Source organism: Streptomyces ortus (genome assembly GCF_026341275.1).
In the GTDB taxonomy this organism is placed as follows: domain Bacteria; phylum Actinomycetota; class Actinomycetes; order Streptomycetales; family Streptomycetaceae; genus Streptomyces; species Streptomyces ortus.
In genome coordinates this window covers 6,485,131-6,510,012 of record NZ_JAIFZO010000002.1, presented here as the reverse complement: position 1 = coordinate 6,510,012, position 24,882 = coordinate 6,485,131, and the positions used below count along the sequence as shown (strand labels likewise).

Here is a 24,882-nt window from a genome sequence, read left to right as displayed (position 1 = left end):
GTCACTGCCCCCGCTGCTCGGCCTGGGGGGCGGTGCCGGCGCGCCACTGTTCCCGTTCGCCGGGTCCGCGGGCGCTCGTCACAGGCGTCGGCCGCAGACCGGGGGCGGTGAGCGAGTGGACGTCGACGGTCACGCCCCGATCGGCCAGTTGAGCCTGCAGATCCTCCAGGGTGCCGCACCACTGCTCCTCGCGCTCCAGGTCGGCGCGGCTGCCGTCCATGCCCGGTGATCCACCGGTGCGCACCACCACGGCCCGTAGTTCGCGCTCCTTGTTGTCGAAGATCATGCGCACTTCGTGCTCCCGCCAGGACGTGTGGGAGACGGCGAACGCGCCGTCCTCGACGGTGACGGTGGAGAAGTCACCACACAGCTCGTACCCCATCTCCCGCAGCGACTCCAGGAGAACCTGTCGTACGTGGTGCCGCTCCGCGGCGTCGCGCACGGTCTCCGCCCAGCGCAGGGCTTCGGCGCGTACGCCCGGTTCGAGCGGGCGCTGCGCGCGGACGACGGCCAGCAGTGTCTCCCGCAGAGGAGCAGCCGTCTCGTCCTGGACGTGGCCGAGCACCTGCAGGAAGGCCGCCGCGGCCCGGGCGTCGGCCATCCGCCGGTCGGCGGCGGCGTGCGCGCCGTCGACGCGGGAGCGCAGGTCGTCGAGCCGGTTGCGCGCTTCGGTGGCCGATGCGGCGGCGCCCACCCGGGCGGCCGACGCGGTGATTCGCAGGCGTTCATCGTGCGTGACTGCCGGTGTCAGTCGGCGCAACACCCGTGCGGCGGCCTCCCGTTCGGCGGCGAGGCCGTCCGGGGCGGGTGCCCGCGCGCTCTCGCGGCGCTCGGGGGCGGGTCCCGTGACCGGGCCGGGTGTCGCCCGCGTCGGCCGCTCACCGACCGGCTGCGCCGTCGTCAGCCAGGCCGCCGCGCGCAGGGCGTCCTGCTCCAGCAGCCCACTCTCCGCCACGGCGAGAGCCCGGTCCGCGGCGGCGGACCACGCGCGCAGCTCATCGATCTGTTGCCGGAACAGCACCAGCGGCTCCGGGAGTGGCACCGTCGTCCGGCCGTACGCGTTGAGCGCGGCCTTCGCCACCTCGATCCGCGCGTTGCGGGTGAGGACTTCCGCCACGGCGTCCTCCCACACCGCTTCCGCGCACCGTTCGCGCTCCCAGTGCTCCTGACGCCGTTCGAGCGCCGAGCCGACGGCGGTCAGGCCCGAGGTCAGGGCAAGTGACACGGCCGCGCCCGCGGCGTAGCCCAGGACGGCTCCGACCGCCAGCGGTGCCGCGAGCCCGATCGCGGATCCTCCGCTCATCGCTGGGTCACCACCCTCGCGTAGGCGGCGGCGTGCTGGTTGTTCCAGAGTGCCCGCCTGCGTGGGACCGACCGCAGATGAAGGACCAGCAGGAGCGCGTAGATGATGGCGGGAAAGGACAGGGCGGCACACGAGAGCATGACGATCAGGCAGCCGAACCCGGCGCCCCGGGGCCGGCCGGCTCTGCTGAACGCTCCGCCGGCCTGGCTGAACAGGGTGTACCCGTGCGCGTACGGGCCGCCGATGTGCCGGGCGAGCGTGATCTCCACCATGATGTGGACACTCAGCAGAATCAGTCCGATGACCAGGCTGGAGACCGCCAGATCCCGGAGGGCCGGGTACGAGGTGCCGAGCCGGGCGACCAGCAGCATGCCCCCCGCGTAGCCCACGAACGGTCCGACGGCGCGGGTGGTGGCCGTCATCAGAGCTCCGGGTGACATGCGCTCCGCCTCCATGTGCTGCCAGCGCGCCAGCTGTGCGCGCTGGGCGGCCTGGGCCGCCGCCGTCCGGCGCGCGGTCTGCTCGGCCTCGGCCAAGGCCGCCGGGACCAGCCGTCGCAGTGCGGTGAGGGCCGCAGGGCCGCCGCCGGCCTGGTGGCGGGCCAGCCGGAACCAGGGGACGTTGCCGGTCCGTGCGGACACCTGGTCGAGCTGCTGCCACATGCTGATGCCGTCCTCGTGGGCACCGAGGACGAGACACAGCTGGGGCGCGATCACCGTACGGGCGTCGGGCGGCACGGAGAGGGCCTGCTGGGCGGGGGGCGGGAGCAGCGGCCACAGTCGGCCGAAGGTCTCGTCGCTGAGAGCCTGGGCCGTGCGCCAGGCCTCGTCGATCCGGCGCAGCCCCGAGGAGGCCGGGTACTCGGCCAGTTCCGTCAACAGGTTCTGCTGCCAGAGGGCTTCGACGAACCGGACGTTCTCGTCGGCGGGGCTCCGCGCCGCGACGGCGTGCCGGGCGATCGCGAGCAGGTTCTCGCGGTCGACGCGCAGTCCGCGGCACATGGCCGGGGTCTGCGGGGCAAGTACGTGGACCAGGCGTACGAGCCGCGCGTCGGGCCCGAGCGCCGGATCGTTGAGCTGATGGTCGATGAGGTCCTGCAGGGTTTCGACGTCGTACTCGTCCGGCTCGTCGAACTGCCGGAGCCATTTACGCAGAGCGCGCCATCCTTCGGACGGCTGGTGGGCGGGTCCCATGTCGGTGAAGTAGCTGCGGGCTGCGGCGTTCCACACGTCCGGCTCGGTGAGGGCGGTGACGAGATCCTCCGGTTTCGAATACCGGACGGAGCGCAGTACCAGGGGCAGCGCTCTCCTGGTCCGGGGGGATACGGCGGGCGGTGCGGTGTAGCTGACCGGCGGGCTGTCGCCGGCCAGCCAGCTCGCCACCTGGGAGGCGCCCCACCGGTCTTCGGGGTCCCGGGTGAGCAGGCCCGCGCACAGCATCCGCAGGCGGGGATCGCTCACTCCGTCGAGGTCGATGCCGCGCAGCATGACAGCGGCGTCGATGGCCGGCTTCACCATGTCGGCGAAGGGCCGCTGTCCGAGGAGGAGTTCGCGGGCCATCATGCCCAGCGCCCACCAGTCGCGGGCGCGTGAGGTCTGGCCGCCGCTGCTCAGCAGCAACTCGGGTGCCAGGTAGGCGAGGGTGCCGGCGGCGCCCGCAGCCGCCCGGGTCCTGTCCAGTACACGGCTCACACCGAAGTCGGAGAGAGCGAGGTCGAGGGGGCTGCGGGAACGCACCAGGACGTTCTCGGGTTTGAGGTCCTGGTGGATGATCCCGACGTCGTGCAGCGCGCCGAGAGCCCCGGCGATCTGTCGTACCGTCTCGGTGACCATCGCCGGGAGTGCGTCGGTCGCCCGGTTCTCCACCACCTCGGCGAGGGTGCCGCCGTGGACGTACTCCATGATCTCGTAGTCCCGTTGTCCGGCCTCCCCGGTCTCCAGGGTCCTGACGATGTACGGATTGTCCAGCTGCGGGAGTTTGGCCCATACCTCGCGTGATGCCTGACGGCCGGCGTGCCGGTAGATCTTCGCGACGAGGTGGCGGCCGTGTTCGTCGGCGACGAGCAGCAGGTTGGCCTCCGCGCCCTGGGCGGGAAGCTCGCTCAGGAGCCGGAAGCGGGCCGCCAGTTGCTTCGGGAGGACGGTCAGTACCTCGTCCGGGGGTGGCGGGTCCGGGGTGTGCCGTGCTTCCAGCCGGGTGCGGAGGGCCTCTTCAGGGGGTGCCGATGAGGGTGGGACCCGTTCCAGCCGGGTCTTCAGCGGGTCGGCCGGCTGCTCGGGCGTCATCGCAGGGTCACCTTCCAGCCCGTCGCCTCGTGGGTGACTCCGGTGATGCGCTGCTCGGACACCGGATGATGCCCCTGAGCGAACAGCGCGCGGGCCAGCGGGTTGATCAGGGCCGTTTCCAGGATGGAACCGATGCCTCGGCCGCCGAAGGTGATGTCCGCCGTCGCGACCCCCAGCAGCGTCTCCCGTGCTTCGGGCGCGATGGTCAGCGTCACTTTGCGCTCCTTCTCGACGAGGTCGAGGATGCGCTGGAGCAGCAGGTCGAAGATCTCCCGCGCGGCGTCCCGGCCGATGAAGTTGAAGACGACGATGTTGTCGCCCAGCCGGTTCAGCAGCTCCGGGCGGTCCAGTTCCTCGGCGATGTGCTTTCTGACGGCCGCGGAGATCAGACCGACGAGTTCGTCACGCGTGTTGTCGGGGCTGACGTTGTGCACCTGCATGCCGCGCTCGTCGAGCACCGACATCCCGAGGTTCGAGGTGAAAACGAGCACGGCTTCCGAGAAGTAGACGGTGGAGCCCGTGCTGTCGGTGAGCCGGCCGTCGTCGAGGATCTGCAGGAACTTGTCCAGGATCCGCGGATGGGCTTTCTCGATCTCGTCGAAGAGGATGAGACTGAACGGCCGTTCCCGGACGGAGTTGGTGAGCTCACCGCCCGCGTCGTGCCCGATGTATCCGGGGGGCGCGCCGATCAGCCGGGCCGCCGAGTGCTCGGCGGAGAACTCCGTCATGTCGAAACGGATGTACGCGCGCTCGTCGCCGAAGATGAGCTCGGTCAGTGACTTGGCCAGCTCGGTCTTCCCGACGCCGGTGGGCCCGGCGAAGAACAGCACCCCGCGCGGCCGTGACGCGTTCGAGGCCGCCTGTGCGCCGGACAGGCCCATGACGGACCGGATGATGATGTCGACGGACTGCTCGATGGCCTCGTCCTGTCCGCGGACGCGCTCCCGGATCCGTTCGGCGGCGGTGGTGAGCCGCTCCCTGAGGAAGGGCTTGCTCCAGGGGTTGTCGGAGATGCCGACCCGGTAGCAGCGGGCGGCTGCCTCGATCGAGTCGACGGCACCCTCATGGGTGCGTACCAGCCGGATGATCTCCATCATGCTGCGCACCGTCAGGGATTCGGTCTGCTCGGCGAACCGGTAGGCGATGTCGTCGTCCGCGGTCCCGGTGGGCAGGTGCGAGGAGATTCCCCGCGACAGCACCTCGGCGGCCACCTTGCGGTCGCCGAGGTCGGGCAGCGGTATGGCGATCCGTCGTACGGCCATGGAGTCCGCGGTGAACCACGCGGGGATGTCCCGGTCGTTGTTGGCCACCCACAGGACCGGGTTGTAGCGCGGTGCCGCCTCGCGGTCGCGCCGGTCGCGCAGTTGCTTCGAGGTGTGGGACAGCTTCTCGCAGGCGGCGTAGAAGTAGTGTTCCTCGGGTGAGAGCTGGCGTACGTCGCGCACCAGGCGGGAGGCGTAGTCCACCATGACGCCGGCCTTGGTGTCCCGGCCGGTGGTCACCGCGCGCAGTACTCCGAGCAACGCGTCGAGGCTCAGCGGTCGGCCGTTGCCGAGCGCGACGGAGGTCAGCGCCGCAACGCTCTCCCTGACCTCTTCGTCGTTGCCGGGCAGCACATGCAGCCCGTCGACGGGGTCGACGACGAGCAGGAACCGGTAGCCCAGTGGCTTCATGAGCCACCACAGGGCCTCCCGGACGTCCAGGAGCCGCCATGAACCCTCGTGCGGAACCAGGTAGTTGTCGCGGATGTTGCCGTAGAGCACCAGCTGGGGATTGGTCAGGAAACAGGTACCGGTCTCGCGCAGCCACGCCGGAACATGACGGCCGCCGTACGCGTCGGCCGTGGCGTCCACTGCGGTGAGGTCTCCCGGGCCCGCGTTCTTGGTCACGGCGGGCAGGTCGGAGCCGAGGGTCATCCGTCCGCTCCCTCGTCGTCGGCGGCGTCCTGGCTCTCGGGAGCCGGCACCGCGGGCTGCTCGGAGACGGTCACCGAGGACGGCAGCACCACCCCGTCCGTGGCCACCTGCCCCGTCGCCATGTACCCCCCTCGGCGGCGCACCGTACGCCGCCGCCGGGCCGGCGGCTCCTCGGGCTCGGGCACGGCTGCTGTCGCTTGTTCGTCGTCACTCATCTACTCCCCCTCGACGGACATGACCTCGGCGTAGGCGATTTCCTCCCACCGCATCAGCACGCCGACGCCACGGAACTTCGGCCGGCCGTCCACCAGCCGGATACGCCCCGACGCCGGATCCACCTCCACGGTCTCCGCGAGGTAGATGTCCTGGTCGTGCGGGAAGCCGGACGCGTACGAGTGCGGGCCCCGGCGGGCCGGGGCGAAGGCTCCGGCGAACCATCCGTTGTCCCCGCCGCCTGGATCCTTGAGCCGGATGCGGAGCCACATGCTGCCCTGGTGGGAGAACACCTGGTCCCAGGCCCGTGGAGCCGGTGCCGGGCCGGTCAGCCACCGGGTCCAGGGGCGTCGGCGCCGGGCCGCGACACCGACCGCGTGCCCGAGCGCGGCCGGCACCAGCGCGTAGATGGCGATGACCGGCCACAGCAGCCAGGGGGAGGTGTCCGGCCGCAGGGGCCCGTGCCGGCCCTGCTGCGCCAGCCACCATGTCAGCGGGGCGAGCGCGAGGTGGAACAGCACCGACACGCCCAGGAAGCGCAGCACCCGGTCCGACAGGTTCACTCCCCAGGCACCCGCCTGCTTCTCCAGCTCCCAGGTGTACAGCGCCCCGGGCACCACGCCGAGCAGAGTGGCGAGCAGCGCCTCGAACGAGTCCATGGCCCCTCCTCAGATCCCCAGGCAGGTGAAGGCGGCCCAGGCCAGCGGACTGCTGTGCTCCCTGGTGGCCAGCCACTTGGGGTCGTCCGCCGCGGCGGAGTCGTCGGGCTCGAAGAAGGCGAGTTCGGGAAATGCCGCGAACTTCTCCTCGTTGGTACTGTCCCGAAGCCATGCCATGGCGCTGCCGAGCGCGGCGGGCAGCGGCTTTCCCTCGCCCAGCCAGTACCGGTAGGTCAGCGCCATCTGCGCCGCCGCGGGGGCGTCCTCCAGAGGCCACAGCGAGGCGATCACCGCGCCGAAGCCCGCCTGCAGGAATCCCGTGGCGAGTCCGACGACCTCTTCAAGGAGGCTTTCGTCCACCCGGCCGCTGTCGCAGGCCGACAGGACGGCCAGCCGGGCCGTGACGGACGGCATCGCGAACATGTCCCGCACGGTGAGCCGTTCGCCGTGGGCGAGGCTGAGGCCTCCGTCGAGCGGGCGGTCGGCGTAGACGTGGGCGTGGCAGGCGAAATGGCATATCTCGACTTCCGCCAGGCTCTCCTGGACCTCCTGCCGGGTGGCCTCCGCACCGTGGAGTTCGCAGACCCGGATCCCGGGCGGCAGGGCGGCGCGGACCCGCTGGATCTCGGCCGCGGCGCCCGGCAGGGGGATGTCGTCGCTCGGCGAGGGGTCGCGTACCGCGAGCAGTCGGCGCACCGGTGCCCGGGAGGTACGGGCGACCGCGACGCTCAGGGTGCGGGCGCTGGGGGCCATGGCCACCGGTATGTCGTCGATGACGAAGCGGCGTCCGGTGAGTGTGCGGAGATCGGGCCGGGCGGCGGCGTGCAACGGAAGCATGCCGAGGGGGCCGTCGGGTATCAGGACGGTCGGTGTGCCGGTCCCCACCGCGTGGATCACCGGTGCCATCACCGACTCCCACAGCCTGCCGGTCAGCTCGTCCATGCGTCGTTCGGCTTCGTCCAGATCGGCGGGTGCGCCCTCGTCCGGGTCGGCGTGTGCGACGGCGTCGCGCAGTGCCGTCACCGACTGCCGCTCGAAGTCGGGCGTCAGCTCCGGCAGGTGCACGGCGCGCACCGGCCGGTCGGCCGTACCGGGAGAGGCGGCGGGGATCACCAGGGCGATGCCGCCCCGATCGGTGGCCGCCAGATAGACGAGGGCGCTCCGGCAGACGTCCGCCGCGTCGGCGAGGTCCGCCGGCGCGGGCGGGCGCAGGAACGTCCCGAAGCCCGGCAGTCCGCGGATGTCACGGACGACGTCGTCGAGTGCCCGCAGCCGCAGCCGGTACGTCTCCCGGTTGCCGTCCACCATCGGCAGGTCCCGCGGACCCGCGAGGAGGCGCCGTTCGAGAGTCGTCATCTCCTCGGCGGCCCGGCGGAAGCGGGCCGACAGGTTCTGGTACTCGCTGGCCAGCAGCCTGAGCAGGTCTGGGTGTTCGCGCTGCATCGTCTCCGCGAGCATCACCGCCCGGCCCGTCTCAAGGGTGGCGGCGGCTTCGGCGCTCTCGCCCCTCGCCACCAGGGCGAACGCCGTGCGGGAGGCCAGTCCTTCGGCCTGGCGCAGAGGTACGGCCTTGTCGTCCCGGCCCAGTTGCAGGGAGGCGATGTCGTGCAGCAGCGGCACGGCGATGCGGCCCGCCTCGACGACCTCGTCCAGCGCCCCACGCCGCCAGGCCGACTCGGACCACAGCCTCGCGGCCTGGTACACAGCCGCGCGGTCGGAGTCCGCGTAGTCGCGGCACACCTGCCGGGACAGCTCACCGGCCTCCCGGTGGTGCGAGGCGAGTCCGGTCGTCTCCGCGCGCGCCAGCAGGACGTCCGCCAGGCAGCCCAGCGCCCCGGCCCTCAGCGGGGACTCGGCGGGGATGCCGTCGGCAGCGTGCCGCGCCAGGTCGACCGCCGCCTCCAGCGACGTCGTGTCGCCCGTGTGCCGGGCGATCGCGAGGCGGCAGTACGCGAGCCGCGAGGTCACCCCCAGTTTGGACCGGTAGTCCAGACCGGGGTGGTCGAGTGCGTCCGTCAACTGCCGTTCGGAGGCGGTCAGATCCGCCGCGTGCCGGCCGGGGTCCGTCATGTAGCGCTCCAGGAGCAGCGTGCCGCTGAGCGCCATCGCCCCTGCCCGGTGCTGTGCGGGCACGTTCTCGTCGTCGTTCTCCCGCAGGAGGTCCAGGGCGCGTGTCAGGTCGGCGGAGGAGACCTCGGAGGGCGCGCCTCCCTCCGCGCGGTCGGCGCCTCGGCGGGCGTGATGGCGGACGGCCAGCGTGAGCGCCAGATTGACGACGAGCGGGCTTCTTCTGATGAAATCGTCACCGCACCGGTCGAGTGCTTTTTGCTGATCGACAATTGCCTGGTCGACATCAGCCTGACGTGCGTCGGTCAGATATTCGAAAAGCGCGACGGTGGCCTGGATGTCCGACGAGTTCGCCGACCCCCTGGCCGAATCGGAACCCGGTACGCCGTAATTGCCGTGCGCACTGTCGTTCGGTTTTCTGAGGGCGGCGGCACGGGAAAGGTCTGCCGGATTTCCCCGGTCCGTATAGCGAAGCGTCAGAGCCTGCGCCAGGTGGGCCGCCGCCATGTCCGCCGGTTCGGGGTCCGTGGCATCCGCAGCACGCCGAACGAAGTCGTCCAGCGCGGCGATCGCCTCGTCGAGTCCACCCGGGTCGGGCCGTACGGTCTGGTGACGCGTGGCGAGCAGCACCGCACGGTTGACCCGGAGGGTGTCACCGAAACCACCGGCGGGCAGGTCGCGCACGGCCCGCTCCAGCAGGGTCAACGCCTCGTCCAGTAGCTCGGCTTCACCGTCCATCGTGTACAACCCGTAGAGGCCTTGTGCCAGTTGGCCTGCGGATTCAGCCCATTCCCGGCTTCCGTGCCGCTCCCGCGCGAGTCCGGTACGCCACAGGGCCACCGCACCGTCGAGGTCCTCGCGCGTGCGACGGGCCGCCAGCATCAGGGCCAGGTTCCCCTGCACGGTGTTCTGCTCGGGATGGCCGGCCGGAAGGAGTCGCAGCACGGTACGCAGGTGCTCGATCGCGGCGTCCAGATCACGCGGATCACCCTGACAGCGATGGCGTGAATACAGGGATATCGCGAGATTCCCGAGTGAGATGCAACGGGACTGAAGGGCGTTGCCCGCGAGACGCAGGGCGCGCAGATCTGCGGCGACCGCACGGTCCACTTCGTGGCACGGTACGAAGTTTTCGCGCGGCAGAGCCTCTCTGAAAGCACACACGCAGCGCCCCCCGGTTTTTACGTGGTCGAGATCTGACCACGCGGAAATCAAGGCTACTTACGAATTCAAGATCCCGAAACCGTACGACCGTTTCTGACCGCACTTTTCCTCACTTGCGGGCACCGGGTTATGCGTATCTCTCGTCCGGGATGTGCCGCCCCGGACCCGGCTGCGCTACGCAGGAACAAGCCCCCGCGAGGGCACACCGGGTGCGCCGCGACGGGCCAGGGGGGATCATGACCGACTCCGTACGCCGTCACGAGCCGCGGGTGCCCGTGACCGACCCCACGGTGGGGGTCGGGGTGAACGCCGACCGGCAGGGAGAGCCGAGGCACCGGCTGGTCGCGATCGGGGATTCCCTCACGCAGGGCTTCCAGAGCCTGGCGATCTTCAACACCGGTCTGTCGTATCCGGCGATCGTCGCCTACGAGCTGGGGTGCCTCGAACAGTTCCGGTACCCCCTCTACGAGGGCGTCGGCGGGTTGCCCTTCAACATCGAGCTGCTGCTGCGTGACCTGGAAGCGCACTACGGACAGACCGTGGACCTGTGGGAGATCCCGTTCGCGCTGTTCCGGGCCCGGAGTCTCATGGACCGGGTGGAGGACTACTGGGAACGGGGGCCGGGCCTGGCGGTGCCCTCGACCACGGCCGTCATGCACAACCTCGCGGTGTTCGGGTGGGACCTGCGGGACGCGCTCTCGAAGTCGGCGGACGAGTGCCGTCAACGGATCGGCGAGCCGGAGGACGACCCGGTCAAGCAGCTCGTCCAGAACGCCGGCGAGCGCGCCGCCCTCCGGGTGCTGCCCACACAGCCCCCGGAGGCGGGGTCCCTGACCCAACTGGACGCCGCGGCCCGGCTCGGCGAGGAGACCGACGGCACCGGCTCCGCGCACGGGATCGAGACGCTGGTCGTCTTCCTCGGCTCGAACAACGCCCTGCAGGCCGTGACCAAGCTCGAGGTGGTCTGGAGCGAGGAAGGTTACGACGACCTGTCCCGCAAAAAGCCCTTCACCGTCTGGAAGCCGGAGCACTTCGAGGCCGAACTGCGCCAGGTGGCCGCCGAGGTCTCCCGCATCAAGGCGCGGCACGTCATCTGGTGCACGGTCCCGCACGTCACCATCGCGCCGATCGCACGCGGCGTGAAAGGCAAGACCGCGCCGGGTTCGCGGTACTTCCCGTACTACACCCGCCCGTGGATCAGCGACGACGACTTCGACCGTGAGCAGGACCCGCACATCACCGGCGCCCAGGCACGGCAGGTCGACAACGCCGTCGACGAGTACAACGACGCGATCACCACGCAGGTCCGCGACGCCCGGCTGGCGGGCAAGGACTGGTATCTGCTGGAGACCTGCGGCCTGCTGGACCGGCTCGCGTCCCGCCGGTACGCGGAGGACGTGTCGGCGCGGCCGGCCTGGTGGCAGCCGTACGAGCTGCCGCCGGCGCTGCGGACGCTGGCGCCGCCACCCAACTCCCACTTCCTCACCGGCGAGAGGGGACGGCGCACCGACGGCGGCCTGTTCTCGCTCGACGGCGTCCACCCGACGACGGTCGGGTACGGCATCCTCGCCCAGGAACTCATCAATGTGATGCGGCTGGCGGGCGTCCCGTTCTTCCGGCCCGACGGACACACACCCCGCGAGGGCGAGATACGCATCGACTTCGACCGCCTCATCCGCAACGACACCCTTGTCGACCGGCCGCCGGGAAACCTGGGATCGACCCTGCGCGTCATCGGATGGGCCGACGAAGCCACGGACCTGTTCCAGCGCGTCTTCTCCAGCTTCCTGTAGGTCCTCGGCTCACCGACAGGTCATCGGCTCACCGAATGTGGACAGTGATGAACGATTCGCATGCGCCCGCTCCTTCCCGCCTCCCCGGAATGGGATCCGTGCCGTACGGGGACGGCACGGCCTTCCGGGTCTGGGCACCCCATGCCCGTACCGTCTGCGTCACCGGCTCGTTCAGCGGCTGGGCGCTCCCCGGGGCTCCGCTGCGGCACGAGGGCGGTGGCTACTGGTCGGCGGACGTACCCGGGGTGAAGCCGGGTGACGAGTACAAGTACGTGATCACGGCAGCGGACGGCGACCGGCTGTGGCGCACCGATCCCTACGCTTCCGCGATGACCGTGCTGAACGACAACTCCCTCGTCACCGCACCGGACTTCGAGTGGGGCAACACCCCGTACCGCCCGTACCGCACCCCGGGCCGGGACGAACTCGTCGTCTACGAGATGCACATCGGCACCTTCAACGACCTGCCGAGCGGCGGGCCCGGCACGTTCGCGGATGCCGTCGAGCGCCTTCCGCATCTGGCGGAGCTGGAGGTCAACGCGATCGAGCTCATGCCCGCGGCGGAGTTCCCCGGCGGCTTCTCCTGGGGCTACAACCCGTCCGCCCCGCTCGCGGTCGAGACGGATCTCGGCGGTCCGCGGGAGCTCAAGGCCCTGGTGAGGGCGGCCCACGAGCTGGGCATCGCCGTCCTGTTCGACGTCGACTGCAACCACCTCGTGACGGCCGGCCTCGGTCTGTGGCGCTTCGACGGCTCGGCATCGCCGAGGACATGTCCGAGGACGACGGGATCCCCCTCGACTGGTCCCGCCGCGACCATCACACGGGCATCGTCCGGCTGCACCGCGGCCTCATCGCGCTCCGCCGCAACCGGGCCGGCCGTACGGCCGGACTGCGCGGCCAGGGCGTCACCGTCCACCACGTCAACGACACGGACAAAGTGATCGCCTTCCACCGCTACGCCCACGGCACCCCCCGTGACAGCACGATCGTTCTCGCCAACTTCGGCAACCGCTCCTACCAGGACTACACCGTGGGTCTCCCTCGCCGGGGCACGTGGCGGGTCCGCTTCAACAGCGACTAGTCCGGCTACGACCCGGCCTTCGGCGACCATCCCGCCTTCGACCTGTCGGCGGACGGGCCGGGGCGGGACGGCATGCCTGGCCCGGGTCCGTCGGGCTCGGGCCGTACAGCACGGTCGTCCTGTCCCAGGACGCGTGAGAAGCGGAGGGGCCGATGGCCCCCTCACTCCGGCACTCGTGGACGGTCCCGGACTGCTGTCCTCAGCTGGAATGCGTACAGCTGCGCCCGTTCAGCGTGAAGTCGACCGGCGTCGAGTTTTCGCCGCGGCGGGATGCCAGGAAGCCCACGGCGAGTGCGCCGCCCGCCGCCACGGTCTTGTTGTAGTCGGCGGCGCTCGCCGTCACCCGGGAGCCCTTCTGGTCGAAGTTGCCGTCCCACATCTGCGTCATCTTCTGGCCGTCGCGGAAGGTCCAGCCGACGCGCCAGGTGTCCAGGGCGTAGTCGGACTTGACGGTGACGGTGGCCTGGAAGCCGTCCGGCCATTCGCTGACCAGGTCGTACCTGGCGTGGCAGACGGCGGGCTCGCTGGGGTTGGGCTCGGCGCCGTCCTGTTCGGCAGAGGACGAGGAGTCGCCCTGGGCCTCCTTCTCCGACTCGGGGCCCACGCCGGTGCTCGTGCCGGACTTCGGCGTCTCCGGGTGCGAGGTGGACGACGTCGACTCGCCCACCACGCCGGGGCCGGACCCGGACGGGAGGCCGCCGAACGAGGGGACCTGCTCCCCCACGGGCTGCCGGCCCGCCGACTCCGCGGCGGTCTCCGTGCCGTCGTCCCCCGGGCCGAACGGCACCAGGGTCACGACGAGGGCGAGGAGCGAGACCCCGGCGGCCACGGCCAGCAGCCCGGCGCGTCCGACGCGGGCCCGGCCGCCGCTCTCCTTCGTCCAGCCGGCGGGTTCGTCCGCCTCGTCGGCGGCGTTGCGGCTGAGCCCCGACTCGACGGCTCTGCGCCGCCGTTCGAGGTAGGCGAGCCCGCCCCAGCCGATCACTCCGCCCGCGAGTGCTGAGGGCAGTCCGCCGCCGCTGTGCTTCAGGCAGGCGGCGGCCTCCGCGCACTCGACGCAGCGGGCCAGGTGCCGTGACAGGTCGTCCGGCATGTCGGCGGCGGGCGAGCGGGTGACCGCGTCGAGCAGTCGGGCGTAGGTGCGGCACTCCTCGGAGAGCGGGGTGTCGAGGTGGTTGCGGTGGCAGCGGTCACGGAACACCCCGCGCACCTGCTGCAGTTCCTCGACGACGCCCGTCGGATCGAGGCCGAGCCGGCGGGCCACCGCGGCCGTGGGCATGGCCTCGACCTCGGTCAGCCACAGGAGCGCGGCGTCCGGCTCCTGCATGTCCCGCAGTCCGCGCAGGGCCAGCGGCCGGTGCAGGGGCGGGCCGGTGAAGCGTTCGGCCTGCTCGGAGTTGAGCCACAGCCGCAGTTCGGGTACGAGTCGGTCGCCGTGGCCCTGGGCCTCCCAGGCGAGGGCCGTCTGTCGTACGGCGGTCAGGAGAAGGGGTATGCGGGGCAGCCGGGGCGTACGGGCCCGGCGTCCGAAGCTCTTGCCGCCTGTCCCGGCCTCCTCGGCACGCGCTTCGCGTATGCCGAGGGAGAAGGCCTCGGAGGCCAGGGGGCGTGCGTCGGCGGAGCCGCCGGTGCAGAGGTCGGCGTAGGAAAGAACCGCGTCCCAGCACTCCGAGAACAACGTTGCCTCGGCGGCGTCCTGTGGGGTCGGCAGGTCTGGCATGGGTGGGGGTTTCACCTGCATCCAGATGGGGGTTCAAGTGGGGGCAACTCACCCGTTTAATACGGGAGTTGACGGGGACGTCTCGCGAAGGGCCGAGCTTTTCACGCTTCCCGCACAACTGACAAGCGGCACCCCCACATCCGGTTACCGCCCCTCGCGCGCCCCACCCGCGCCCCACCCCGCCCCTCAGGCCACGGGAACCTCGTCCGTACCAGTACCAGTACCAGTACCAGCACCAGCACCAGCACCAGCACCAGCACCAGCAGCCGAACCCGGGCCCGGACGCGTTCCCGTTCCCGCTTCCCTCTCCTCCCCCACGGGCGCGTTCGCCGGGAGGCTGTCCATGAAGGAGCTGACCGAGAACACCGCGTTGCCCGGTCCGGGCGGACCGTAGCCGGGCGGCGAGGCGAGCCCGAAGTCGTCCATCGTCGACCGGTAGGCCTCAAGCAGCCGGATGTGGTACTCCAGCGGCGCGCCGTTCGGATTGGCCTTGCCGAGCGGGGTCGTCGGCTCGGGGCACCAGGTGGTGAAGCGGGGCGTGATGCCCTGCGACATGAAGAACCGCAGGCCCTCGGTGGTGGACGCGATGGCCTCGTCGACCGTCTTGAAGCCGAAGGGCTCGGCCATCTCCACGCCCGCGACGAAGTTGGGGATCACGTTGCGCGCGCCGAAGACCTCCGCGGAGTCGAGGATGCGCTTGTGCCACTCGTCGCGGCCGACGTAGCGCTCCTTGCCCGGGCAGTACATCTTGAACAGGTACTCGTCCCACACCTCGTAGTTGGGGTGGTAGATCTGCACGCCGTAGTCCTTGAACCGCTGCACGTCGTCGCGGGGCAGCGCCTGGGCGACGACCTTGCCGATCCACCGGCCGGGGAAGTGCTCCTCGATGGCCTTGGCGTACATGCCGTAGAAGTCGGCCTCGTCGCGGCCCTGCAGCTTGGAGGTGATCGCGCCGCCGGTCAGCGTGTACGCGGTGGACGTCTTCGCCGTGTCGTACCGGTCGATGATCTCCAGCGCCTCAAGGACCTCGTCGACGTCCTTCACCCCGGTGTACGGGCGGCCCGCCGCCTTCTGCTGGCGCCAGTTGTGGTTGATGTCGCAGTACTGGCACTCCTCCTTGGCGCCGAAGTACTGGCAGACGCGGAAGACCGTGAGGTAGATCAGGTAGCCCCACTGGATGGTCGGGGCCACCTCCATCACGGACTTCCCGTTGGAGAGCTTGTGCCGGTAGTACTCCGGCATCGGCGGCACCCCGACGTCCGAGATCCGCTTCCCGTCCAGGTACAGCCCGAGCAGGCCGTCGGGGCCGGCGGCGACCCGGTAGGGCGAGGACGGGTTCACCCGGACCGAGACGACGGTCCGCCGCAGGTCGTACGGGCCGCCGGTGAGGATGATCTCCTCGGGCGGCCGGCGCAGGGCGGCCTCGCCCAGCTCGGGGAGGGTGCCGTGGTCGAAGGAGAAGATGAAGTAGGACTTCGGTTTGACGTCCCCGCCCTCGTTGTCGCTGAGCGCGGAGTCGTCGAAGGCCACACCCCCGCGGAGCAGGTCTTCCTTGAAGACCGCCTCGCGCGGTACGTGCGGGAACCTTTCCATCAGATCCTCGACCAGCGCGGTTCGGCTGCCCATCCCGTCCTCCTCGCTCCCGGCGGCGTGCTTTCGACGACCGTGTTCGACTCCTCACGGTATGCCCCGCCTCCCGGCCCGCCGGTGCCGGGGCCCCCTTCCCGGCGGTGGTGGGCCGCGGGCCGCGAGGTAAGTTCCAGGGAGGACTTTCGGGAGGGATTCGGGAGGGATGAGGGATGACTGAGGCTCTGAGGAACTGGGCGGGGAACATCACGTACTCCGCCAAGGAGCTGCAGCGTCCGCGCTCGCTCGACGCGCTCCGGTCCCTGGTCGCGGGCAGCAGCCGCGCACGGGTACTCGGCAGTGGGCACTCCTTCAACCTGATCGCCGACCCGGGCGGCGAGGGCGTCCTGCTCTCGCTGACCGCGCTGCCCCCGTCGGTCGAGGTGGACACGGCGACCCGTACGGTCCGGGTGGCCGGCGGCGTCCGGTACGCGGAACTGGCGCGGACGGTCCACGCACACGGCCTCGCCCTGCCCAACATGGCCTCGCTCCCGCACATCTCCGTGGCGGGCTCGGTGGCCACCGGCACCCATGGCTCGGGCAACACGAACGGCTCGCTGGCCTCCCCCGTCCGGGAGGTCGAGCTGGTCCTCGCCGACGGGTCGGTCCTGGCCGTCGGCCGCGACGACGCCCGTTTCGACGGCGCCGTGACCTCGCTGGGCGCCCTCGGCGTCGTCACCGCGCTCACCCTCGACCTGGAGCCGGACTTCGAGGTCGCCCAGCATGTGTTCGGCCCCCTGCCACTCGCCGGGCTGGACTTCGAGACGGTGTCGGCGTCGGCGTACAGCGTGAGTCTGTTCACCGACTGGCGGCGGTCCGGGTTCGTGCAGACATGGGTGAAGCGGCGTACCGACGTGCCGTGGGACGGCTTCCCGTGGGCCGAGCCCGCCGCCGAGGCGATGCATCCGGTGCCGGGGATGCCCGCCGTGAACTGCACGCAGCAGTTCGGCGTACCGGGCCCCTGGCACGAACGGCTGCCGCACTTCAGGCCCGAGTTCACCCCGAGCAGCGGGGCCGAGCTCCAGTCCGAGTACCTGCTGCCGCGTTCGTACGCCGTCGAGGCCCTGCACGCCGTCGACGCGATCCGCGGGACGGTCGCGCCGGTGCTGCAGATCTGCGAAGTGCGCACGGTCGCCGCCGACAGCCAGTGGCTGAGTCCGGCGTACGGGCGGGACACCGTGGCGTTCCACTTCACCTGGGTCGAGGACACGGCGGCGGTGCTGCCCGTGGTGCGGCGGCTGGAGGAGGCACTCGCGCCCTTCGACGCGCGCCCGCACTGGGGAAAGGTGTTCGCGGCGGACGCCTCCGACCTGCGCGGGCGCTATCCGCGGATGGGTGACTTCAAGGCCCTGGTGGACGACCTGGACCCGACGGGGACGTTCCGGAACGACTTCGTGGGCGCGGTGCTCGGCGCCTGAGCCCCGGGCCGTGAGCGACCTGACCGCGAGTGGCCTGACCGCGAGTGGCGTGGTGCCGCTCCGGCGGCGAAGTGTCCCGTTCCGAAGTGTTGCGTTTCGAAGTGTTTCGTTTGCCTCCCGTTCACCTGCGTCTTCCCGTGAAGACTCCTGGAATCAACCCGTGATTCTCATGGGCTCCTCATTCGCCGTTGGTTGCGTGTGCCTCGCCGGTCGGTCCGCAACGTACGAGCGAGGAGGCGCATGGTGTTCCTGTCGAAGGCAGCCACGGCGCAGGAGAGTGACCAGGAGAGCGACGACCCGTTGCACGTGGCCAGTCGGCTGCACGCGTTCAACCGGTTCGAGCTGAAGTACCTGGTCCCGGTCGACCAAGCCGCGGAGATCCGCGACGAACTGGCCGAGCGGATGGACCGTGATCTGCACAGTCCGGTCGGCGGGTACGGCGTGTGGAGCCTCTACTACGACACCCCTCAGCTCCGCTTCTACTGGGAGAAGATCGAGGGGCTGAAGTTCCGCCGCAAGCTGCGGATCCGGCACTACGGCGATCTCGACGGGGTCACCGACGAGGCACCGGTCTGCGTGGAGATCAAGCAGCGCGTCAACCGGGTCACGCAGAAGCGCCGCATCACCCTTCCCTACGGCGTGGCACGGCGGCTGTGCGACGGCCGGGAGATGGTGGACCACTCCCCCAGGGAGAGCGCCTTCATCCAGGAGGTCCTCGACCTGATCGTACGGCTGAACCTGCGGCCCACCGCGATCACCGGCTACCAGCGGGAGGCCCTGGTCGGGCGGGACGCCGACACCGGGCTGCGGGTCACCTTCGACCGCCGGATCCGCGGCCGGGACCGGGACTTCCACTTCGGCATCAGGACCCCGGAGAACCGGTTCACGATCCCGCCGCACATGTCGGTCATGGAGATCAAGGTCAACGAACGCACCCCCCACTGGATCACCGACCTGGCCGCCCGGCGCAACCTCAACCTCGTACGTATCTCGAAGTACGTGCAGTCCGTCGAGGCGTTCGGCCTGGCCCCGCGGTCGGTCTTCCACGTCGACGAGGCGGACTGTCCGCCCCCCACCCCCACCGAAGAACAGCCGCTGGAGCAGCGGCCGGCGCAGCACCTCGCGTCGTCGAAGGCAGGAGCACAGTGAATTTCGAACTGCAGGAACTCAGCGGTACGTTCAGCGTGGCCGACGTCGTGGCGGCGATGGCGCTCTCGTTCATCCTGTCCACGTTGATCGGTTACGTGTACCGGTACACGCACCGCAACGTCTCCTACAGCCAGTCGTACGTACAGACCCTGGTCATCGTGGGCATGATCGTCGCCCTGATCATGCTGGTCGTCGGATCGAACCTGGCCCGCGCGTTCTCCCTGGTGGGCGCCCTGTCCGTGGTCCGCTTCCGCAACGCGGTCAAGGAGACCAGGGACGTCGGCTTCATCTTCCTCGCCATGGCCATCGGCATGGCCTGCGGAGCCCGCTTCTACACCCTGGCCGCGGTCGGCGCCGTCGTGATCTGCACCGTCATCCTGGTGATGTTCAAGTTCAACTGGTTCGCCCTGAACGTGCAGCGGCAGGTCGTCAAGGTCCAGGTCCCGGCCGGTGAGGACTACACCCCGCAGATCCGTGACGTCCTGATCAAGTACACCAGCGAGTTCGAGCTGGTGAGCACGGAGACGATCCGCGGTGGCGCGCTGAGCGAGATCTTCTACACCGTGCGCCTGAAGAAGGGCGCCGAGCCCGGTGACCTGGTCGCCGCCCTCCAGGAACGCACGTCCGGCCAGCGCGTCACGGTGCTGACCGGCTACGACACCACGGACCTGTGATGAGCGGCGGGACCGGCGCGCGGCGCGCGCGGCGGTTGAGGGACCGGCTGCCCGTACGGCTGCGCCATCACTGGAAGCCGGCCGCCGCGCTGGGCGTCGGGCTCGCCACCATGGTCTATGTCCTCGGCGACGCACGGATCTCCCCGTACGTCACGTCGTCCTCGCGGGTCGAGGCCGACGCCATCACCGACGACGTACGGGGGACGGTGGACCTGTACGACACGACGGTTTCGCACTCGGTGCAACTCACCTACCGGCAGACCGAGTTCACGAAAATGATGAAGGAGTTCGAGGAGGACGGCACCAAGGAGTACATCGAGGCCGACCTCGTGATCGACGGCGTCTACCTCAACGATGTGGGGATCCGCCTGAAAGGCAACTCCACCCTCTCGTCCCTGCGCGGTGACAGCGGAAACAGGGGCGGGCCCGGTGGCGGCCGGGACCTGCCCGATGCCGCGCAGGGCGCTCCGGCCGGCGCCGCCGGGAAAACCGGCGGCGCCGGTGGTGAAGGTGGTGGTGGCGCCGGTGGTGGTGGCGGTGGCCGTGGCGGCGTGACGCAGTTCGACCTTTCCGCGGAGAAGCCCGAGGAGCTGCCCCTGCTCGTCAAGATCGACGAGTACGTCGAGGGGCGGGCCTACCAGGGCGAGCGGGAGATCTCGCTGCGTCCCGGCAGCAACGGCCAGGTCCCGCTGAACGAGGCGCTGTCACTGTCGCTGACCGACAGGAGCGGGCAGAAGGCCGAGCGGTACGCCTTCACCGAGCTGAAGGTGAACAACCGGCCCGCTGCCACCCGCCTCATGGTCGAGGCACCCGACACCGACTACGCCGACGACATCGCCGACGGCAACGGGGTGCTCTACAAGGCCCGGGCGGGCAGCAGCTTCGACTATCTCGGCGACGACCCGAGCGCGTACGAGAGCTCGTTCAGGCAGCTCAACAAGAAGGGCAGCCAGGACCTCGAACCGCTGATGAAGCTGATCAAGTGGGTCGACGGCGCCTCGGACAAGGAGTTCGCCCGGGACCTCGACAAGTACGTCGACGTCGGCTCCTTCGCCGCGTACGTCGCCTCGCAGAACCTGCTGCTGAACTTCGACGACATGGCGGGGCCCGGCAAGAACTACCTGCTCCGGTACGACCTGGACAGCAAGAAGTTCACCGTCCTCGGCTGGGACTACAACCTCACCTTCAGCGGGGACGCGGCATCCGGGCCGGACGACTCGATCGGCATGGGCGGCGGCATGGGTGGCGGCGGTATGCCCGAGGGGATACCGGAAGGCATGCCCAGCGGTATGCCGGAAGGGATGCCCGAGGGGATGCCGGAAGGCATGCCCGGTCAGGAGGACGGTGCGGGCGGGAACGGCGGCGGGGGCGCGGGCGGCAGGGGCGGCGGCATGTCCGGACACGTCCTGAAGACCAAGTTCCTGGACGCCGACGCCTTCGACACCGTCTACAAGAAGGCGTACCGGGAGCTGTACGAGAAGTTCTACGGCTCCGGCGCGGCGGCGAAGGAGCTGAAGGCCATCGCGGAACAGGCCCGCTCCGCGGGAGCCGGCTCCAAGGAACTGGACACCGCCGTGGCCACGCTCACGACCACGGTCACCGACCGCACCGAGGCCCTGGCCAAGGACAAGGCGGTGACCGGCTGATAACCCCTGTTCGCGTGCGGCGCGGTCACAGGTTTCCCGTCTAGCATCGCGCCGCCCGACCAGGACCCGCCCCGTCGCGGCTCCGCCTGCCCGTCACCCGAGATGCCGACCGTGATCGACCCGCCCATCCACCCGCGCACGCCCGCCGCCGGACACACCGTCCTGGTCGTGGAGGACGACGCCAGCATCCGTACCCTGCTCACCTCCGCGCTCAGTGCGGCGGGGTACGCCGTGGCGAGCGCGGCCAGCGGGCAGGAGGCCATGTACCAGGCCGGCAGCCGGCGGCCCGGTCTGATCGTCCTCGACGTGATGCTGCCCGACACCGACGGCTTCCGGCTCACCCGTGACCTGCGCGCCCAGGGCGTCTACACACCGGTGCTGTTCCTCACCGCGCGGACCGGTGTCGAGGACCGCATCATCGGTCTGAGCTCCGGCGGCGACGACTACGTCACCAAGCCCTTCCACGTCCAGGAGGTGCTGCTGCGCGTCCGCGCCATCCTGCGCCGCAGCACCGCGCCCGCCTCCACCACCGGCACCCACCCGCCCCTGCGCTACGCCGATCTCAGCCTGGACGAGAACACCCGTGAAGTACGACGCGCGGACCGGCCGCTGAAGCTCTCGCCGACCGAGTTCCGGCTGCTGGCCTGTCTGCTGGCGCATCCCGAGCGGGTGCTGGAGAAGCCGGAGATCCTTCAGCAGGTCTGGCGCTACGACTTCTCCGGGGACACCCGGATCGTCGACACCTACGTCAAGAATCTGCGCCGCAAGATCGACCGCGACGCGCCGCCGCTCATCCACACGGTGCGCGGGGTCGGCTACTGCCTGCGGCTGCCGCGCGACGAGACGAACCCGGCCACCCGATGAGGCGCCCGCGCCTCCCGAGCCCGCGCTCGCTGCGCGGCCGGCTCGTCCTGATCGCGGGGCTGCTGGCCACCAGCGCCGTCCTGCTGTGCCAGTTCGCCGGGCTGACCGTCCTGCGCGGCTGGCTCACCGACCAGGTCGACGACCGGCTCGGCCATTTCCGGCCCCCCGACCGGGTGTACTCGGACATCGCCGCGGACCGGGCGATGCCGCCGCCGGACCCGGACAGCGCGCTGCCCTCGGACTACCGCGTGTACTTCTACGACGAGGACGGCAGCCTGCTGCACGACTCCCTGGGCGGTGGCGCCGCCCCGGGCCCGCTGCTGCCGCGGCGGGCGGCCGAGCTGCGCCTGCCCGTCGGGCGGCCGACGACGGTCCGGTCCGAGGACGGCTCCTCCGGGTCCGGCTGGCGGGTGATCTCCTATAGGGGGCCCGACCGGATGCGTACCGTCGTCGCCCTGCCGCTGGACACCGTGGACGGCGCCACCGCCAAACTGCTCTGGCTCAGCCTCGGGCTCGGTCTCGCCGTGGCCGTCGGCGTCGTCGCCCTGGGCAACGGCGCCGTCCGGCTGGGGCTGCGCCCGCTCACCCGTGTCGAGCGCACCGCCCAGCACATCACCGAGGGCGCCCTGGAACTCAACGTCCCCGTGGCGGACCCCGACACCGAGGTGGGCAGGCTCGGCCTGGCCCTCAACACCATGCTGGACCGTCTCCGTACGGCCCTGCACCGCAAGGAGGCCTCCGAACGGCAGTTGCGCCACTTCATGGCGGACGCCGGGCACGAGTTGCGTACGCCGCTGACCGCGATCCAGGGTTTCGCCGAGCTGCTGCTCGACGAACCCGGCATGTCCGGCCGGCGACGAAGGGAGGCGCACGCCCTGATCGCCCACAACGCCGACCGGATGAGCCGCCTCGTCGACGACCTCTTCCTCCTCGCCACGCTCGGCGACACACCCGCCGCGCACCGGGAGCCCGTCGACCTCCTGTCCCTGGCGGCCGACGCCATCGCCACCACCGCGATACGCCATCCGCGGCGGCCCATCACCCTGGAACCACTCGCGACGCACCCCGCCGACCCCGGACGCGGCCTGGACATCGTCGAAACCCCGGGCGACCCCCACCAGCTCGCCCAGGTGGTGGGAAACCTGCTGTCCAACGCCTGCACGCACACCGAGGACGACAGCCCGGTCCATGTGAGAGTCGGAACCGGCCGGGTGCCCGACGGGGTGCGGCCGGGCAGTGGCCGGCCGCTGCGGCCGGGCGCACCCGTGTGTGTCGTCGAGGTCGCCGACAACGGTCCCGGGATCAGGCCCGACGAGGCCGCCCGGGTCTTCGACCGCTTCTACCGCGCGACACCCCTCGGCCGCCCGGCCGTGGCGGGTCCCGACGCGGACCTCGACACCGGCGTCTGCGCGGACCGCGGCACGGGCCCCGACACCGGCCCCCCTGCCGGCTCCGAACCCGGCAGCGGCCTGGGACTCGCCATCGCGGCGGCCATCGCCGCCGCGCACGGCGGACGCCTGGAACTCGACAACCGCCCCGGCGTCGGCTGCACCTTCCGCCTGCTCCTGCCCGACACGACGACCGCGCCGAACGACGACACGGACGAACCCGGTGAGCCCGACGAGCCCGACGAGCGCTACGAAAGCTACGAAAGCTACGAACGCGACGTGCCCGAACGCCGTCAGGACCACAGGTAAGAACTCCGCCGCCGTCCTACGCCCGGGCGTCGATCCGCCCGGTGAACTCCAGCAGTGCCGCCGCGAGCGCCTCGGGGGCCTCCTGCGCGACGAGGTGGCCCACCCCTTCGAGGTGCACCGCGGTGATCTCACCGGCGCTCACCTGGCGGAAGGTGTTCTCGGTGAAGGGATGGCCGGCCCCCTCCACGGTGAGCACCGGGACGGCCAGCGGACGTGACTCGGCCAGGGCCCTGAGCGCGCCGGCGTCGGCGAAGACCGACCGGTAGAGACCCTCCGTGCCCCGCCAGGCATGCGGGCGCGCATAGGTGCGTACGAATTCGTCGATGTCGTCCTCGGTGACGGCGCCCTCCGTCCCGTTCATCAGCGGGAAGGCCCAGTCGGCCAGGAACTCCCGCTCATGGCCGGGCAGGAGCATCCCGGGGACACCCGGCGCGCCGAGGAACCCGACGTGCCAGGAACCGGAGCCGTTCACGTCGGCGAGGGCTTCGAGTCCGTACCCCGCCAGGGTCGTCTCGATCCCGGTGAAGCTCAGGACGTCCTCGGGGTGCGTCGCCGCGAAGCGGAAACCGGTGCCGCCGCTGATGTCCTGGCAGACCAGGTGCACGGGACCCGCGCCGACGTGCTCGACGAGCCGGTGCAGGTCCTCCGCGGTGACCGCCTCGCCGTATGCGGCGTCGGCCGCGTTGCCGGAGTCCCCGAAGCCGCGGAGGTCGAGGGCGATGACCCGGTGGGAGGGCGCGAGCAGCGGTATCAGTTTGCGGAACGCCCACCAGGTCTCCGGCCAGCCGTGCACCAGGAGGACCGGGGAGCCGGTGGTGCCCGCGGACACGTAGTGCAGTCGCGTGCCGTTGATGTCCGCGAGGTGGTGGGTCAGGCCGGGCAGTGTCGCACCGGAGGGCACGGTCGTGGTCGAGGGCGAGGTCATGGGGGACTCCTGTGAATCGTCGCTGGAACCGTGGCTGGAATCGTGGCCGGGACCACGAATGGACAACCTTGTTGTCCATCACGTTAGACAACCAGGTTGTCCATGTCAAAGGTGGCCGTATGCTGGCGACATGTCCAGATCAGGCGCCGACCTGGCGCTGCTCCTGCTCGCCGGTTTCCGCACCCTGGCGGACCGGGCCACCGTCGAGCTCGCCGCCCGCGGGTACGAGGACGTCCGGCCCGTGCACGACTTCGCCCTCCACTCGATCCTGTCCGGCGCGGACAACGCCTCCGAACTCGCCCGCAGGATGTCGGTCACGAAACAGGCCGCCGCCAAGACGATCGCGGCGCTGGAGGAGCGGGAGTACGTCGTACGGGAACCCGACGCGGCCGACCGCCGGCTGATGCGGCTCCGTGTCACCGAGCACGGGCTCTCCATGCTGCGGCAGGGCGAGGCGATCTTCGACGAGATGCGCGCGCAGTGGGAGGAGCAGGTGAGGGGTGTGGCGGGCACCGCCTCGCTCGCTGCGGTCGAGGAGACCCTTCGCGTCCTGGTCGGGGAGAATGCGATCCGCCTCGATTCACCGGGCTGGATCGCACGCGACCTGGGCACGTAGACCTCCGCGAGCTCCTGGCGACAGCACTCCCGTCGCGGGGTCGTACGGCCATGAGGGCCTTTGTAA

19 protein-coding genes are annotated in these 24,882 nt (G+C 70.7%); 10 read left to right on the top strand and 9 right to left on the bottom strand.

Annotated features, from left to right (window positions below; genetic code table 11):
* Position 1: 1 nt before the first annotated feature.
* The 6 genes from K3769_RS31815 to K3769_RS40980 are packed head-to-tail and all read right to left on the bottom strand — an operon-like array spanning position 2 to position 9,553.
* On the bottom strand, positions 2-1,303 hold the full coding sequence (locus tag K3769_RS31815; protein WP_267029704.1) for a hypothetical protein: 1,302 nt from the start codon (positions 1,301-1,303) through the stop codon (positions 2-4).
* Positions 1,300-3,588 (bottom strand): serine/threonine-protein kinase, encoded by a 2,289-nt coding sequence (locus K3769_RS31810; RefSeq protein ID WP_267029703.1) that lies wholly within the window; start codon positions 3,586-3,588, stop codon positions 1,300-1,302. Before K3769_RS31810 ends, K3769_RS31815 begins: the two co-directional genes overlap by 4 nt.
* A complete protein-coding gene (locus K3769_RS31805; protein WP_267029702.1) occupies positions 3,585-5,504 on the bottom strand; it encodes an AAA family ATPase in 1,920 nt (639 codons plus the stop codon). The genes K3769_RS31810 and K3769_RS31805 overlap by 4 nt, the downstream gene beginning before the upstream one ends.
* Positions 5,501-5,719 carry a hypothetical protein gene (locus K3769_RS31800; protein WP_267029701.1) on the bottom strand — a complete coding sequence of 73 codons (219 nt, stop codon included), beginning with the start codon at positions 5,717-5,719 and terminating at the stop codon, positions 5,501-5,503. Before K3769_RS31800 ends, K3769_RS31805 begins: the two co-directional genes overlap by 4 nt.
* On the bottom strand, positions 5,720-6,376 hold the full coding sequence (locus K3769_RS31795; protein WP_267029700.1) for a DUF6338 family protein: 657 nt from the start codon (positions 6,374-6,376) through the stop codon (positions 5,720-5,722). It abuts the gene before it with no gap.
* A 9-nt stretch (positions 6,377-6,385) separates the two neighbouring features.
* Positions 6,386-9,553 (bottom strand): CHAT domain-containing protein, encoded by a 3,168-nt coding sequence (locus tag K3769_RS40980; RefSeq protein WP_267029699.1) that lies wholly within the window; start codon positions 9,551-9,553, stop codon positions 6,386-6,388.
* Between the two features lie 290 nt (positions 9,554-9,843).
* On the opposite strand from K3769_RS40980, the gene K3769_RS31785 reads away from it, so the two are divergent.
* The 3 genes from K3769_RS31785 to K3769_RS40975 are packed head-to-tail and all read left to right on the top strand — an operon-like array spanning position 9,844 to position 12,481.
* The gene (locus K3769_RS31785) at positions 9,844-11,400 is read left to right on the top strand and encodes a hypothetical protein (RefSeq protein ID WP_267029698.1); all 1,557 of its coding nucleotides are present in this window, start codon (positions 9,844-9,846) and stop codon (positions 11,398-11,400) included.
* Between the two features lie 47 nt (positions 11,401-11,447).
* Positions 11,448-12,341, top strand: coding sequence for an alpha-amylase family glycosyl hydrolase (locus K3769_RS31780; RefSeq protein ID WP_267029697.1), 894 nt, complete (start codon positions 11,448-11,450; stop codon positions 12,339-12,341).
* The gene (locus K3769_RS40975) at positions 12,338-12,481 is read left to right on the top strand and encodes an alpha amylase C-terminal domain-containing protein (protein ID WP_267029696.1); all 144 of its coding nucleotides are present in this window, start codon (positions 12,338-12,340) and stop codon (positions 12,479-12,481) included. The genes K3769_RS31780 and K3769_RS40975 overlap by 4 nt, the downstream gene beginning before the upstream one ends.
* Before the next feature lie 199 nt (positions 12,482-12,680).
* Here the strand turns inward: K3769_RS40975 and K3769_RS31770 are convergent, their stop codons facing one another.
* Both K3769_RS31770 and K3769_RS31765 read right to left on the bottom strand, forming a co-directional pair.
* Complete coding sequence (locus K3769_RS31770; protein WP_267029695.1) at positions 12,681-14,201, bottom strand: cellulose-binding domain-containing protein; 1,521 nt, start codon at positions 14,199-14,201, stop codon at positions 12,681-12,683.
* Between the two features lie 186 nt (positions 14,202-14,387).
* Positions 14,388-15,827 carry a radical SAM protein gene (locus tag K3769_RS31765; RefSeq protein ID WP_267029694.1) on the bottom strand — a complete coding sequence of 480 codons (1,440 nt, stop codon included), beginning with the start codon at positions 15,825-15,827 and terminating at the stop codon, positions 14,388-14,390.
* A gap of 173 nt (positions 15,828-16,000) precedes the next feature.
* Between K3769_RS31765 and K3769_RS31760 the strand changes: the two genes are divergently transcribed.
* The 6 genes from K3769_RS31760 (at position 16,001) to K3769_RS31735 (ending at position 23,275) form a co-directional block, all read left to right on the top strand.
* Entirely contained in the window at positions 16,001-17,245 is a 1,245-nt protein-coding gene (locus K3769_RS31760; protein WP_267029693.1) for a D-arabinono-1,4-lactone oxidase, read from the top strand.
* Between the two features lie 240 nt (positions 17,246-17,485).
* Complete coding sequence (locus tag K3769_RS31755) at positions 17,486-18,394, top strand: polyphosphate polymerase domain-containing protein (RefSeq protein ID WP_267029692.1); 909 nt, start codon at positions 17,486-17,488, stop codon at positions 18,392-18,394.
* Complete coding sequence (locus tag K3769_RS31750) at positions 18,391-19,068, top strand: DUF4956 domain-containing protein (protein ID WP_267029691.1); 678 nt, start codon at positions 18,391-18,393, stop codon at positions 19,066-19,068. Before K3769_RS31755 ends, K3769_RS31750 begins: the two co-directional genes overlap by 4 nt.
* Entirely contained in the window at positions 19,068-20,714 is a 1,647-nt protein-coding gene (locus K3769_RS31745) for a CotH kinase family protein (protein WP_267029690.1), read from the top strand. The genes K3769_RS31750 and K3769_RS31745 overlap by 1 nt, the downstream gene beginning before the upstream one ends.
* A gap of 114 nt (positions 20,715-20,828) precedes the next feature.
* Positions 20,829-21,578, top strand: a complete 750-nt coding sequence (locus tag K3769_RS31740; protein ID WP_372515180.1) for a response regulator transcription factor — start codon at positions 20,829-20,831, stop codon at positions 21,576-21,578.
* A complete protein-coding gene (locus tag K3769_RS31735) occupies positions 21,575-23,275 on the top strand; it encodes a sensor histidine kinase (protein WP_267029688.1) in 1,701 nt (566 codons plus the stop codon). Before K3769_RS31740 ends, K3769_RS31735 begins: the two co-directional genes overlap by 4 nt.
* 16 nt (positions 23,276-23,291) lie before the next feature.
* Here the strand turns inward: K3769_RS31735 and K3769_RS31730 are convergent, their stop codons facing one another.
* Complete coding sequence (locus K3769_RS31730; protein ID WP_267029687.1) at positions 23,292-24,200, bottom strand: alpha/beta hydrolase; 909 nt, start codon at positions 24,198-24,200, stop codon at positions 23,292-23,294.
* Positions 24,201-24,330: 130 nt separating this feature from the next.
* Here K3769_RS31730 and K3769_RS31725 point away from each other — a divergent pair, with 130 nt between their 5' ends.
* A complete protein-coding gene (locus tag K3769_RS31725; protein ID WP_267029686.1) occupies positions 24,331-24,816 on the top strand; it encodes a MarR family winged helix-turn-helix transcriptional regulator in 486 nt (161 codons plus the stop codon).
* Positions 24,817-24,882 lie beyond the last annotated feature (66 nt).